Here is a 13,574-nt window from a genome sequence, read left to right on the forward strand (position 1 = left end):
TTAACACTTTTTTTATATTTTCTAGATATCCGTCAAATAGATGGATATTTTTTTATATAATCAAATCTATAAAATGTTTCTCTAATTTGATTTTTCCTTCCTTTTGTAGCTTGCTAAGTTCATGCGATAATGCACTTCGTTCTACACAAAGATAATCCGCAAGCTGTTGACGATCAAATGAAATATGAACATGGGTTGTATTTTGTTTAATGCTTTGATCTTGTAAATAAGAGAATACACGTTCTCGTATCGTTCTTGGTGTAATATGTTCTATTTTTCTTGATAGATGTAAATTCTTTTGCGCAAGTATATGAGTTAGATTCTTCATCAAACTTGCATTTGTCTTATTCATTGGTAATTCCCATAGCGCACGTATATTTAGGAAGAGGATTTCGCTTTTACAATTGGCAATTACATCTACCATAAGGGGTTCGTGTTCTAGATATGCATAGGTTTCCGCAAACATACCTCCTTCATGAATTTGATGGAATATATTTTCTTTCCCCCATACATCCCTCTGTACGACAGAAACATCACCAGACAACACAATCCCCATAGAAGGTGCATAATCGCCTGTATACAGAATAAAATCCCCTTTCTCGTAACTCTTAGTGTATGCTTGTAAGTTTTGTAGTACATGTTCCAACTCTGTTTCTTGAATATGTTGAAATAATGCAAAGGATTCTATCATTGAAGTTTTCATAATTTCACCAATATGTTGTAGTTACAACATATCTTTCCCTAATAGTATAGTAAGATTGTGTTGTAATCACAAGGAGGATACAACAATGTTAAGAAAAATTATTCAGATAGATAAAGCAGCATGCAATGGATGTGGAATTTGTGTAGATGCATGTCATGAAGGTGCCATTGGCATGGTGGATGGAATCGCCACACTACTGCGTGATGATTATTGTGATGGGTTAGGAGATTGTTTGCCTACATGTCCAACAGGAGCAATTTCTTTTGTCGAACGAGAAGCTTTGGCATATGATGAAGTATCCGTTCGTAAACATATGGAAACAAAGAAACAACAGGAACCTCTTCCATGTGGATGTCCTTCCACACATGCACAACAGTTTCAAAGAAGTCCAAGTGAAAAAGCACTTGCTCCAGCCTCTTCAGCTTTACAACAATGGCCTGTGCAAATACAGTTAGCACCTATACAAGCCCCATATTTTAAAAACAGCAATCTATTGATTGCGGCAGATTGTACTGCCTATGCGTATGGAGATTTCCATAACCGTTTTATGAAAAATAGAATTACATTCATAGGATGTCCTAAATTAGATCAAATCGAGTACGCAGAAAAATTAACAGAAATCATTCACAACAACGACATTCAAAGTGTTTGTGTTGTACGAATGGAAGTACCATGTTGTGGTGGAATTGAACACGCAGTAAAAACCGCTTTACAAACAAGTGGTAAATTCATCCCATGGAGTGTGGTAACCATATCTACCGATGGTAGTATTCTAGATTCCTCTATGGTATAATCACCCTAATAAAGGAGGGATATTTATGAACTTTGAAACAGAAAGGTTGATATTACGTCCATGGTTAGATAGTGATGCACAGGATTTATATGAATATGCCAAAGATCCACTCGTTGGTCCTAGTGCTGGATGGCCAGTTCATACAAGTGTAGAAAACAGCCTTGAAATCATCCGTAATATACTTGCGGTTCCAGAAACTTATGCAGTTGTTTTAAAAGAAACAAAACAAGTTATTGGAAGTATCGGATTGATGATCGGGAAAAACAGTCATATTTCAATCCCTGAGGATGAAGCAGAAATAGGATTCTGGATTGGTAGTCCACATTGGGGAAAAGGATATATTCCAGAAGCAGTGAAAGAGTTGTTACGTTATTCATTTGTAGATCTCCATATGAAAAAAGTATGGTGTGGTTATTATGATGGAAATGAAAAATCAAAACGTACACAAGAAAAATGCGGTTTTCAATATGTACGCACCATTGAGAATGTAGATTGTAAACTATTGAATGAAATAAAAACAGAACATATAAACTGTTTGACATTTGAACAATCGCAGAAATAGAAAAATAAACGAAACTCTTCTCATATGAAAGGGTTTCATTTTTTTACTAGACACTTTCTAATTTATACATAAAACTATAATCATATTAACAAGCACTTACATTTATAAACATAAGAGTTGTATCTATGCCGATATTTAAGAAACTAAGAATTATTATTCTTCTTATCTGTATGTTATTCATTAATACTGAGATAGCGCACGCAACTTTTCATATATCCGTCTCTGCATCTTATGATGTTAATTCTAGCGATTTATTTGTTTATGATGTGCATTTACAAGAAGAAATACAGCACAACCCGAGAGAATGCTCATAGGAAATATTAGATTGAATGGCAGCGATGAAATCCACTTTAAGATGACTAGAAGATCAGGTTCTGCTTACTTATGTGTGTTAGTTGACAATAAGTAGCGCTCCTTGTTTAAAATTCTTCCATACCGCTCCAAAGTAGATTTATCTAATTACTTTAATAAAATCCCTTTAGAAGAACGCAATAATCGCTGTAGATTCATTCCATGTGATGAAATATCTGATGGATGCTTTTCGTCGTATTTGTTTAAATATAATGTATCAAGTAGAATATGGAAGTCATAGCTATAGATTCTTAAAATCTTGGAATGGTCTTATTGAAAAAATGGATAAACGGCAGTTGCTGGATATGATTCTTAAGATTAGTGAATCTTTAGTTTTTTGATTTCATCTTAAAGAAATGTATTTGCATTTTAATAAAACTACTAAAGAAAATGATCGTATGGATTGGATAGATTCAATCATTGTTGCTTTTAATAAATCTGGAATATCTGAATATAATGAGTTTGTATCTATGTTGATAAATTGGAGAATTAAAATTTCAATTCTTTTAAGCGCCCATTTGATAACAAAAACTAAGTAATGCACTTTGTGAAAACATAAACGGACAAATCCGTTCGTATCTCAATATTTCGAATGGAATCAATAACTTCTCTCAGTTCAGAACAAGATGTGTTTTAGCTTTAAATCCACATGTGTTTTATTCGAAAAACAATTGTCTTAAAATTGACTAACGAGATAAAAAAGTAAAAGATAATTACAAATCTAAATAACATAGTGCATATTTATTTCTCGGCATATAAAAAAACAGGTATCTGAGCATTCTATGGTTGATTCATAGTACTCATTTCCCTGTTTTTTCTGTTGATTAACCACTCTATTATATTACCTTTTTAAAACGCCATGAAATACATCTCCCGTAAAAGTGAATTGGAGTACGCTATCCCTATTTCAATTCTATTCTATTTTTATGGGAATACCAATTTATTTTAGACTTCCAAAGAACACAAGGAATTTACAAAACTCATCTTATTTTACAGATACAATCAGATTTTTATTAACTATTTCCGTTCTCACATACAAATTCGTAATCACTATGCCTATCTTTCTCTTAAGATAATAAGTGACCATTTGAGATGAATTGACAACTAAATTCTTACTTACAAATGAACCAGTGTATGCAATTGACGTGGCGTTACTCACAGAAGTAAATTTATAGTTATAAACTGTGACATAATAACTTGCACTCCATGATCCTGACCTTTGAGTAGAAATTTTATATGTTTTATTTTCTATAGACCTCGGTATTCCAATTATTTCTTCAACCTTTATTGTAACGGGTATACCTTCTTTATCTACAAATATTTCAGTATTTAAGCCATCTTGCGATAAGTTAAATTTAACCTCCATTTCTTTATCATTCAAACTATCATTTGCAGATATAATCCCTATATTTGCAAATATTGTGAAAACTGCTATTATAATTTTAATAAATTTCTTTTTCATAGATTTCTCCTCGATGTTATTTTAAAAGTATTAAGGCAAATAAAGCAAACTTCATTCGATCTCTTCAATCATTATCATTTGCTCTGATTTCTGATGATCTCCATAAATCATACATAATTGATAAATATTGATTATTGTACAGAAGATACTTATAGAAAAAATTAGAATTTTGAAAGTTTTATTATTTCTGTTTTTATATATAATAAAAGGAATTAAAATTAATCCCAGCGGTGCAATAATCACTGTGAAACAACATAAGAATAATAATAAAACCCATAGAAAATTCTCGGTTTTACTGTTATCAATTGTAATTTCTGCTTTATTAAGCTTGTCTTCTATATCTAACTCATTATTTCCATTTATCAGTTTATCTATAGGTATTTGATATAACTTCCCAAGAAGTATTAAATTCTCCAAATCTGGAGTATTTTTATTATTTTCCCACTTCGAAATTGATTGCCTTGATATGTTTAATTCTTTAGCTACATCGCTCTGCGACATATTTTTACTTATTCTAGCTTCCTTTAACTTCTCACCATGCATTAGTGCCACCCCATTCCCTGGACAGTATAACAAAAATATTTAGCGATTTCAACTTCATATTTAATACGAATTATTTTATAATGTAAACTAAAAAGTTACAATGTAAACTGATTGATGCTTTCATGTTTGCTTGTTTCGTGTAATAGTATTCTCAGGAGGTGACTATCACAGAGGTTTAAAATTGCTTGGTAGTTTGGTAATATTCGATTCATAGAGTGAACAGAAGAAAGCGAGGATATCACATGAAAAGAATAGTATGTTCAATATTAACAACTCTGTTATTAATGGGAGGACTTACCCTTCCTGTAAATGCAACAGAGCAACAAGAAATTAAGGTAATTCAAATAGGAGAGAATAAATATCAAGTTACAGATTTAGATGATTCCCTGTCAACACTGACCTATGAGAACATGAGTGCAGAACAACATACGGTCCATGTGGAAACGGAAGATGGCGACTATACCATTAATGCTGACATGAATGAGCTGACAATCAAAAATGAAACTACAGGAGAGGTCCAAAATACAGAAATTTCAGAGGGAGAAGCTATTGCTATTTCAGCATCACCTAGATATAATATTCCGTCAGAAACTGCTTGGAAAACGAATCAAAAAGGAAAAGGGAAGGGATCAGTTACTATTGGAGATGCAGGAATGATTGTTGGTGTTATAGCAGCAATTTCAAAATTATCTCCAGTTACCGGTGTTTTGGTAACCGTTGCCTCATGGATTGCAGGCAGAATGATCCCTGAAGCTTATTATATTGGAGAATGGCAAACTAGAATATGGCATGGATGGGTAGAACAAAGATGGAAGACAACTTACTATACAAATTCAGGTTATACTACTGTAGTTCCAGGAACTAAATCTGTATGGACATCTCCACAGAAACTACACACAGTTGTATAATGATTAAGAGATTATGGAAAGCATTTAATGCTTATTTTGAAAATCATAGAATTTCTTTGGCCTTATTGATCATTGGATTATGGCTTCTCATAATTAGGCATACCTTCATCTTAGGGTCTATATTAATTGCAGTTGGAGTTGTTTCTCCTAGTATTTTTAAAAAGTACAAATAGGAGAACTCATGGTTTTTTGTAGATCTCCTTTTCAAATGGAAGTTTATATGCATTTGCTTCAAATTTTGACTCGCCAATGCACTATACTAATTTAATCCCATAAGGTTTGCGATATATACCGAGATTTCAAAAAACACCCTTGGTTGATTGCTCCTATACATACTTTTTCCACACACGAATGTAAGGTCAAACCTTTCTTAGCTTTGCCAAAGAATACATCTGAATTATTTTTATTATTTTTTTGAAATATCTATTGGCAACATTAACTGATCTATAGTATTGCAATTATCGTGATTAGGCTTTGAAAATATGGTGTTTCCTATGTCTTTTCATAGACTGGTGTAAATTACCATTTAACTATATTTTGATAATATCACAACGTGATATTTACAAACGTAGCTTGTATGTGATAATGTTTCTGTTTCTTTCGTAAACAGCACCTCCTGTTATTTTCTGTGGTCGCCAAACCTATTGAATTATAACATGGTGGTGTTTTTTCATTTTTAGATACCTTTCTTTCACTTAAAGTCTGACCACGCGCATAGCACATAGTATTAATAGATATAAAAGTCCTCCTTTGATAGTTTTCTTCATTCTATTGTTGGAGGATTGTTAAACAAAATTTTTTCAGGCAATCAGTTTTGCTCTTGCAGTATTGATTTTTATCTACGAATACAAGATGTTAAAGAACCAACTACCAACCTATTCTTTCGATTTTGTCAACAGTTTGAAAGGCGTAAGCCTTTTTTTATACGCTACTTATTCAACCGATACGTTATAGAATAATCCTCCTAATTCGTCTCTTTCTTTTAAGATGTCTTTGACAAGACGAACAGTCGCTTTTTCATCTACACAATCACAGGAGAACACCATATTCATCCCCTGCTTACCTTCATACACAAATTCAATAGATTCAATCGATAGCATTGTATCTTTGATCACGTCTGCTTTTAAAACACTTCCTACAAGAATTTTCATAAATATCCCTCTTTTATCTTTTCTTTGATTTTTTATTATTTTTATATTTAGGAGTTACTTTTTCTTTTGTTGTAGATGAAGTAGCATCACTTTCTTTAGCTTCCACAAGAACCAGTTTTGTCTTCGCTAGATAATCGTGTAATGCACGATGAGAATCCGTTTTTATCACCAAAATAACCGAAATTAGTGTAATCACCATTCCTATCAACGCCCAGTAATAATCTACGTAGAAATTTAAAGATAGGGAAATCAGCTGGCGAATATAATTGGAAACGATAAGTGCAGCTCCTTCAATCAAGAAAATCCCTAACACTTGTCTTACTACCAAGGTCTTTAAATCAACAGGTTCATTATTTTTCTTTACAATTTTGAATCCTGCTAAATGTTTTCCTAATGTTTGTCCTGGGTAAATTTTAAATGGAACATAAATATAATAAAACATGGCACATAGTATACATAATATTCCCGCAATCACACCATAGCTTTTTGAAAACCCTAATGCCTGAAATACGTATAAATCTGAAAACATATCATTCCTTCCAGTCACCCCTCCATACATAAATACTGCTGGAAGTCCTGTTAAAATTCCTCCTATGACCCAATCCAAGATATAACCCCAAATCCTCTTTGGATGATCTACATCACATGGTGTATGATCCGTTATACTATAAAGTTTAAAATATAAGCTTGTTAGCTTTGAACTCATTTTGTATTTCCTCCTTTATTGGTATATAAATACTCCATCGCTTTTTTAAAGCGTTGTAATCCATCTTCTAACTTCGATTTAGGACAACCACAGTTCAAACGCAAAAATTTATTTCCATTTTCACCATAGGTTTCCCCTTTCATAATCGCAACCTTCCCTACATGCACTAACGCATCCTGAATTTCTACACTAGTAAATGGTACATCACGCATATCGATCCACGCTAGATAAGTTGCCTCAGGCATTTTGAATTTTACATCTTTCAACTCTGTCTTAATAAAACTCTCCACTATTTTCATATTCTCTTTAATGTAATCATTTAATTGGTCAATATAGTAGTCACATTCACTATATCCAATCATCGTTGCGTACATTCCAAAGATACTAGCGGAATTTAAAAAATCTTTCTTTCGTGTTTGTTTCAAAAATGCTTCATATATTTCCTTATTTGGCACGATTGCATAGGAACCAATCAATCCCGGTACATTCAATGTCTTACTACAAGATGACACCAAATACAAATGTTGATACTCTTCGTAATATTTCAAAATAGGTAAATGTTGTCCACGCAGTTGAATGTCCATATGTATTTCGTCACTAATGACATATACATTATTTTCTTTACATAACGCAAGCAGTTTCTTAAGCTCTTCTTCACTCCAAATTCTTCCCGTAGGATTGTGTGGAGAACACAGAAGCAAAATCTTACAGCTTTTCAATTCTTTTCTCACTTTTTCAAAATCGATGAAGAAAGAGTCCTTATCCTTATTCAAATCTACACTGCATAACTCTCGTTCATTTTCTTGAATTACATCAAAGAATGCATCATACATCGGATTAAACGTTAGAACTCTATCTCCTTTATTGCTCAGTAGACGAATTAATAAAGATACAGAATACATAACAGATGGGCTATATAAAATCCAATCCATCTTAACTATGCAATGAAAACGTCTTGCATAATAAGTAGTGATCGAGCTTTTGAAATCATGATGATTCCATCTTGTATATCCGTATACCTCGTGTTTAGCAAGGTCGATAATTTTTTGTGTAATTACTTCTGGTATTTTAAAATCTGTATCAGAAATAGAAAATGGTAATACATCTTTTTCGCCAAAACGATCTTGGATATAATCCCATTGTGTACAATATGTTCCCATTCTGTTAACTACTTCATCAAAATTATGCTTCATATATTTTCTCCTTGTCTAATTATGTACCTCTTCTATATCCTAAAGGATTAAGATATAGAACAATTCATAATCATTTATAGAATTATCCAAGACAGATAATCTGTCTTGGATAAAGTATGTATTTTTAGAAATCTAGACCTAAATCATTGATTAAATCTTCGCCCTCTAATGATTTTTTCTCGTTCGTTATTTTGTTTTCCATTCGTCTCTCATTTTCTAATTCACGTTTTTCGTAAATCTTAAAGAATGGATACCACAATAAGATAGAGCCAATCATCTGTGCTGCATTTACAACAATTGTTCTCCAGTCAAGGTTTACCAACCATCCTTCTAAGAAAACACCTACATATGGAGGATTGAATACTGGCATGTTTAATAATCCCATACTCATTAACCAATGTGGGAAAGTACCTAGGATTGCACCACCAATAACATAAGGAATTATGAAGATTGGATTCAATACAATAGGTGCCCCAAATAAGATCGGTTCGTTGATACCGAATAATGCTGGAATAATTGCTACACGACCAACTTTCTTCTGAGCTACTGATTTAGATAGTAGACACCAGAATACAAGACCAATCGTTACACCTGTTCCGGTAAAGTTTGCAAACGCAGAGATAGCTCCTCCTGTATAGAAATGTTCAAGAGGTAGTTTCGCCTGATAGTTTGCTAAGTTTTCTGCTAAGAACTGTGTAGAAATAGGACTTGTGATAGGACTCAATACAGAAGGATGAATCCCAAAGAAGAACAATAAACATGAAACCATCTGTAGGAAAGTAAACGCTAATGGATTATCCATAGAACCTACAAGTGGAGCTAACATATTTGTAAAAATCATCGGTGGAATCGTATGAAGTACATTTACACAAACTACACGGATAATTAAGAAGAATCCAATAATAATTACAGAAATAGGAATCATTTCAAATGATCTTGATACAAAATCAGGTACTGATTCTGGCATTTTGATTGTAATTTTTTTCTTTTTACACCAACGATACAATTCTACAGCAATCAAAGTTGCAAACATTGCCGCAAACAATCCTTTTGTTCCTAGAAACTTCCCTGAAATACCACCATCTTCTGTATATTCTATAGCCATCATTAAAAATGAAATCAACCCCATGGAAACACAACCTGGCACATCCAGTTTATAGGAATTAGCTAAGTGATATGCAATGATTACTGTTACATATACAGACATTAAGTTCATACCAACATTAAATGGAATATAAATAATATCAAGGTTTGCTAAAATCCATTGAGAAATCGGGTTATCAACACCGATCATATTAGGTATTGCCTCAGGAATCAAACAGAAACTACCAATAATTAACAATGGAGTCATTGCTACCATCGCTTTTTTAATTGCACTTAGATGAACTTGTTTATCCATCTTATTTGCGATTGGAGTTAAATATTTGTTCATAAATACTTCAAACTTATTAAACATAAAATTTTTCTTCCTTTCTTTTATTACTACTTATTTCTTATCCAAATCTGCTTTACGACGAGCAATCAATGCCATTTTCACAACAGTAGCACCATCCATTTTCCCATAAGTATCTTGATCAACTATAACGTATGGTATTTGAAATGGGTCTATCATTGGCTTGATGTACTCTAATCGGTGTGCAATCTGTGGACCAATCACTAAAACGTCTGTATCTTCTACTTCGCTTTGTAAAACATCTACTGGAATTGCCATAATATTGAAATCTTCAGCATTCAATGCTTTACTTTCTTTAATCGTTTTTTTCATACTGTCCATCAACATAGTGGTAGAGAAGCCACCAGCACAACATAATACAATTTTCATTTTCTTACCTCCTTTGCTTCAAACACGGATATTAATTCCTCAATTAAGTCTCTAGCTAATTGAGAAGTCATATAATGGTCCTGCGCATGAACCATTAATAACCCAATTTCAGGACGGTCTTCACCGCCAGACATCTCAGCCGTAATAAGCTGTGTCTGTACTTTATGTGCGGCTAAGTCAATTTCACGGGCTTCATCTAATACTTTTCTTGCCTCATCATAACGACTCTCCCTCACATATTTTAAAGCTTCAAATGCCTTCGCCTTTGATTCACCCGCAGATGAAATCATACTTACAATTTTTTGTTCGATTTCTGTCATATCATTTTCCTCCTGTAAAATTTATAAACGATATATAATCTTCTTTTTCTATAGTTTGCACAAACTTCAAAATAAACTCTATGACTCCATTGATGTCATCTTTATGTGCAAGTGAATAGGCACCATGACACATCCTTAAAGGAATTCCTAGCACCATTGCTAGTCTTCCTCCAGCTTCTAAATGCGCATTGCCTGCATCCGTTCCACCACCGCTAAACATATCGCTTTGGAAATGCAAACCCAAATCATTCGCGAGTGATTTTACATATTCCAATAACTTTTCATTAACTGCTAATGTTTTATCATAATGCACAATCATAAACCCTTGTCCGATTTTACGATGATTGGTATACCCTCTATCGAGTTCTGGATGATTTGCTACATCAATAGCGAATACGATATCAGGTTGTACTTTATGAGCAACTAGTTTTCCACCGCGCACCCCAACTTCTTCACTACTCGTTAAAGCCATATATACATTGTGTTTATGCTTTAAAGACTGCAATCTTTTAAGTGCCTCACTCAATACATAACAACCACTGCGATCATCCATTGCTTTACCCGCAATAATCTTTTCATTTTCCATAGAAAACGCTTCACTCGCAAATGTAACCATATCTCCTATTTGTATACCCAACGCTTCTACTTCTGCTCTTGTTTCACACCCGACATCAACATACACATCTTTGATATTTGCTCCATCCATAACTGCATTTAATATTCCATATATTTTTTTACCTGATTGTGTAGTAACTTTTACTTTTTGCATATGTTTGCTTCGATCCTGCACTCCACCAATCGCAATCAAATATAGAAACCCTATATCAGAGATATGACGTACTTCAAATCCAACTTCATCCATGTGTGCGCAAAACATAATGTTTAATGAATTGTCATCTACACCTTTTTTCTTTGCTATCATACTGCCTAAGGTATCATAGAAAACTTCATCACTGTACTCTTTCCAAACATTCCTCAAGAGTCCTCTAACCTCTTCTTCTTTAGAAGCTATTGAATCTGCATTACATAAATCTTTTAGTAGTTCAAAACTCATACAGTTCCTCCATTCGTTTCATTTAGGACAATAATCAATTCTTCAAATGTATTAACAGATATTACGCGTTGCAACTGTACTTCATTTTGCATAAGTTGATATAACCGCTTTGTAATATCCTTATGCATTTCATAATCATCTTTTGTAAGAGCAATCATAAAAATAATATTTACTCTTTTATCGTTCACATATACTTCATGCTTTGGAATCACCACAGATACAAGATTTTTCTTCGAACACATTTGAATAGGATGTGGAATCGCAACTCCATTTAGATACACGGTACTCATGTAAGATTCACGTTCTAGTACATAGTCCACATAGTGCTCTCCACCATATCCTTCACGCTCAATTTGCTCAGCCATTTCTTTGATGATATCCCTATATTCCCCCTTATCCACCATCGAAAAATGCTCACGTTGAAATATTTTGAATATATAATCATTTGCATCTTTTATGGATATTGTATTGTAATTATCATACTGAAGGATTTGCCTTATACGCATCAAATCATCTTCATTTAATAGCTCTTTTATGTAAATGATAGGTGCATCAATTTCCTGAATCAAAGGCATAATTGTGAAAATCAAATCTGGATGAAACTCTTCCAATAAGTTCAAGTTGAGAAAGCTGAATGTTTCTACTTCTGCATTTGGGAATATGGATTGTATCTGCATTTTAATCAAATATGCACCGCCACCTCCACTAGAACAAACAACTCCTATTTTATTGAATCGTCGTATTTTGTTAATTGATTCTCTTTCCATATGGGCTGCAAAATGAGTTGCTACAAAACCAATTTCATCATGAGTTGCAACGACTCCATATTTTTCTTTCAACATATCCGCAAATTGTATTGCTAGATTGAAGATCATTGGATACCGTATACAGATTTCATCAGCCAACGTATTCTTGTAAGAAATTTTCTGATGTAATCGATCAATAAGCAAAGATACATGAACCAATAGAAGCTTACAAAAGTCCTCATCTTTTTGAAAATTAGTGTTATAGATAGTATCCACTTCTTTTAAAAATTGGCGTACATCCTCTTCAAGTCGATCACCAAAGATAATTCTAGATTCTCTTAACCGCAAGTTTTTCTGTAAAATTTCTTTCATTTCACATAGGCAAGTTTCTTTTATTTGGATATCATAAATAGTTTCCATAGCTTCCTTAACCGCTTTTGCAATATTACTCACTGATTGGTTAATTTTTATATCTAGAATTCCAGACTTCTTTTCACCCTTATTTAAATGGGTGATATAAAACACATTTACTTGAAGCCATACCATAACATTTCTAAGTTCATTATAATTAATATTCAATTTTTCTTTCGTTATTTCACGAATCAAAATATCTTTAACAAAATCAAAATTTTTCTCGATGTCTTCCATTTGTTTTACTATGAATGTATTTTCATTGAAATACAATTCGCACAACATTCCTTTAAAGTGTAAACTATCTCCATCCAAGCGCACTCCATAGTGACTTTTGCGTTCTAATTGAACATGGTAGTGATGGGCAATTTGCTCTACATCGTTCATATAGTTTTTTACAGAAGTTCGACTAATAGACATTTCATTCGCAATCATATCCATTGTTATGTAGCCATCCTGTATTGCTAAGTACGCAAGAATATCATTTGCTCTATTTTTCGTGGCATACCCGCTATCTTCTTTCAATTCCGTAATAAATTCAGAGAATAATTCATGATTTGTGACTTCTAAAAGGTAACCACTTCCCCTACGCATATGTATTTGATAACCTTTTCTTGAGGATACTTGCATGAGATATGAAATATCATTTTGTAAGGTTCTCTTTGATACATCTGTTTTCTTCATTAGATAATAAAGAGATAAGTAATCATGTGCTTGAAGTAATTCTTCTATAATCTGATATAATCTCATACTTTCCTCCTTTTTATGTTGTATTGTGGCTTCATTATATAATGCACCTATATTTAAGAAAAGATTAACAATTTCATAAATACGCGCAATTTAGAACTT

At 33.0% G+C, this 13,574-nt stretch carries 14 protein-coding genes; 3 read left to right on the forward strand and 11 right to left on the reverse strand.

The genetic code is table 11. The features are described 5' to 3' along the window. Positions 1-52: 52 nt before the first annotated feature. Entirely contained in the window at positions 53-703 is a 651-nt protein-coding gene (locus ACWG0P_RS02350; RefSeq protein ID WP_455800310.1) for a Crp/Fnr family transcriptional regulator, read from the reverse strand. 85 nt (positions 704-788) lie between these two features. Here ACWG0P_RS02350 and ACWG0P_RS02355 point away from each other — a divergent pair, with 85 nt between their 5' ends. Further along, positions 789-1,496, forward strand: coding sequence for an ATP-binding protein (locus ACWG0P_RS02355; RefSeq protein WP_455800311.1), 708 nt, complete (start codon positions 789-791; stop codon positions 1,494-1,496). 25 nt (positions 1,497-1,521) lie between these two features. Continuing rightward, a complete protein-coding gene (locus tag ACWG0P_RS02360; protein ID WP_455800312.1) occupies positions 1,522-2,058 on the forward strand; it encodes a GNAT family N-acetyltransferase in 537 nt (178 codons plus the stop codon). A gap of 1,336 nt (positions 2,059-3,394) precedes the next feature. Here ACWG0P_RS02360 and ACWG0P_RS02365 read toward each other — a convergent pair. Further along, on the reverse strand, positions 3,395-3,871 hold the full coding sequence (locus ACWG0P_RS02365) for a DUF5626 family protein (RefSeq protein ID WP_455800313.1): 477 nt from the start codon (positions 3,869-3,871) through the stop codon (positions 3,395-3,397). A gap of 51 nt (positions 3,872-3,922) precedes the next feature. Then, complete coding sequence (locus ACWG0P_RS02370) at positions 3,923-4,414, reverse strand: helix-turn-helix domain-containing protein (RefSeq protein ID WP_455800314.1); 492 nt, start codon at positions 4,412-4,414, stop codon at positions 3,923-3,925. A 284-nt stretch (positions 4,415-4,698) separates the two neighbouring features. On the opposite strand from ACWG0P_RS02370, the gene ACWG0P_RS02375 reads away from it, so the two are divergent. After that, the gene (locus ACWG0P_RS02375; RefSeq protein WP_455800315.1) at positions 4,699-5,322 is read left to right on the forward strand and encodes a hypothetical protein; all 624 of its coding nucleotides are present in this window, start codon (positions 4,699-4,701) and stop codon (positions 5,320-5,322) included. A 932-nt stretch (positions 5,323-6,254) separates the two neighbouring features. On the opposite strand, the gene ACWG0P_RS02380 is transcribed toward ACWG0P_RS02375, so the two are convergent. The 8 genes from ACWG0P_RS02380 to ACWG0P_RS02415 all read right to left on the reverse strand — a co-directional run bounded on the left by ACWG0P_RS02380 (position 6,255) and on the right by ACWG0P_RS02415 (position 13,475). Further along, a complete protein-coding gene (locus tag ACWG0P_RS02380) occupies positions 6,255-6,473 on the reverse strand; it encodes a hypothetical protein (protein WP_455800316.1) in 219 nt (72 codons plus the stop codon). A gap of 13 nt (positions 6,474-6,486) precedes the next feature. After that, complete coding sequence (locus tag ACWG0P_RS02385; protein WP_455800317.1) at positions 6,487-7,179, reverse strand: RDD family protein; 693 nt, start codon at positions 7,177-7,179, stop codon at positions 6,487-6,489. Then, complete coding sequence (locus ACWG0P_RS02390; protein WP_455800318.1) at positions 7,176-8,372, reverse strand: MalY/PatB family protein; 1,197 nt, start codon at positions 8,370-8,372, stop codon at positions 7,176-7,178. Before ACWG0P_RS02390 ends, ACWG0P_RS02385 begins: the two co-directional genes overlap by 4 nt. Before the next feature lie 124 nt (positions 8,373-8,496). After that, positions 8,497-9,828, reverse strand: a complete 1,332-nt coding sequence (locus ACWG0P_RS02395; protein ID WP_455800319.1) for a PTS sugar transporter subunit IIC — start codon at positions 9,826-9,828, stop codon at positions 8,497-8,499. Between the two features lie 30 nt (positions 9,829-9,858). Next, entirely contained in the window at positions 9,859-10,194 is a 336-nt protein-coding gene (locus tag ACWG0P_RS02400) for a PTS sugar transporter subunit IIB (RefSeq protein ID WP_455800320.1), read from the reverse strand. Beyond that, a complete protein-coding gene (locus ACWG0P_RS02405; RefSeq protein ID WP_455800321.1) occupies positions 10,191-10,514 on the reverse strand; it encodes a PTS lactose/cellobiose transporter subunit IIA in 324 nt (107 codons plus the stop codon). Before ACWG0P_RS02405 ends, ACWG0P_RS02400 begins: the two co-directional genes overlap by 4 nt. Before the next feature lies 1 nt (position 10,515). Next, positions 10,516-11,568 (reverse strand): aminopeptidase, encoded by a 1,053-nt coding sequence (gene ypdE / locus ACWG0P_RS02410; protein ID WP_455800322.1) that lies wholly within the window; start codon positions 11,566-11,568, stop codon positions 10,516-10,518. Continuing rightward, complete coding sequence (locus tag ACWG0P_RS02415; RefSeq protein ID WP_455800323.1) at positions 11,565-13,475, reverse strand: BglG family transcription antiterminator; 1,911 nt, start codon at positions 13,473-13,475, stop codon at positions 11,565-11,567. Before ACWG0P_RS02415 ends, ypdE begins: the two co-directional genes overlap by 4 nt. Between the last annotated feature and the right edge of the window lie 99 nt (positions 13,476-13,574).

The sequence above is a fragment of the Amedibacillus sp. YH-ame6 genome, from assembly GCF_053848845.1.

What these genes read in the sequence shown, in the direction of transcription:
- ACWG0P_RS02375 (WP_455800315.1), top strand. Translation starts at nt 4,699, where the DNA reads ATGGGAGGACTTACCCTTCCTGTAAATGCAACAGAGCAACAAGAAATT.
- ACWG0P_RS02395 (WP_455800319.1), bottom strand. Translation starts at nt 9,828, where the DNA reads ATGTTTAATAAGTTTGAAGTATTTATGAACAAATATTTAACTCCAATC.
- ACWG0P_RS02380 (WP_455800316.1), bottom strand. Translation starts at nt 6,473, where the DNA reads ATGAAAATTCTTGTAGGAAGTGTTTTAAAAGCAGACGTGATCAAAGAT.
- ACWG0P_RS02355 (WP_455800311.1), top strand. Translation starts at nt 789, where the DNA reads ATGTTAAGAAAAATTATTCAGATAGATAAAGCAGCATGCAATGGATGT.
- ACWG0P_RS02350 (WP_455800310.1), bottom strand. Translation starts at nt 703, where the DNA reads ATGAAAACTTCAATGATAGAATCCTTTGCATTATTTCAACATATTCAA.
- ACWG0P_RS02370 (WP_455800314.1), bottom strand. Translation starts at nt 4,414, where the DNA reads ATGCATGGTGAGAAGTTAAAGGAAGCTAGAATAAGTAAAAATATGTCG.
- ACWG0P_RS02365 (WP_455800313.1), bottom strand. Translation starts at nt 3,871, where the DNA reads ATGAAAAAGAAATTTATTAAAATTATAATAGCAGTTTTCACAATATTT.
- ACWG0P_RS02405 (WP_455800321.1), bottom strand. Translation starts at nt 10,514, where the DNA reads ATGACAGAAATCGAACAAAAAATTGTAAGTATGATTTCATCTGCGGGT.
- ACWG0P_RS02390 (WP_455800318.1), bottom strand. Translation starts at nt 8,372, where the DNA reads ATGAAGCATAATTTTGATGAAGTAGTTAACAGAATGGGAACATATTGT.
- ACWG0P_RS02385 (WP_455800317.1), bottom strand. Translation starts at nt 7,179, where the DNA reads ATGAGTTCAAAGCTAACAAGCTTATATTTTAAACTTTATAGTATAACG.
- ypdE (WP_455800322.1), bottom strand. Translation starts at nt 11,568, where the DNA reads ATGAGTTTTGAACTACTAAAAGATTTATGTAATGCAGATTCAATAGCT.
- ACWG0P_RS02415 (WP_455800323.1), bottom strand. Translation starts at nt 13,475, where the DNA reads ATGAGATTATATCAGATTATAGAAGAATTACTTCAAGCACATGATTAC.
- ACWG0P_RS02360 (WP_455800312.1), top strand. Translation starts at nt 1,522, where the DNA reads ATGAACTTTGAAACAGAAAGGTTGATATTACGTCCATGGTTAGATAGT.
- ACWG0P_RS02400 (WP_455800320.1), bottom strand. Translation starts at nt 10,194, where the DNA reads ATGAAAATTGTATTATGTTGTGCTGGTGGCTTCTCTACCACTATGTTG.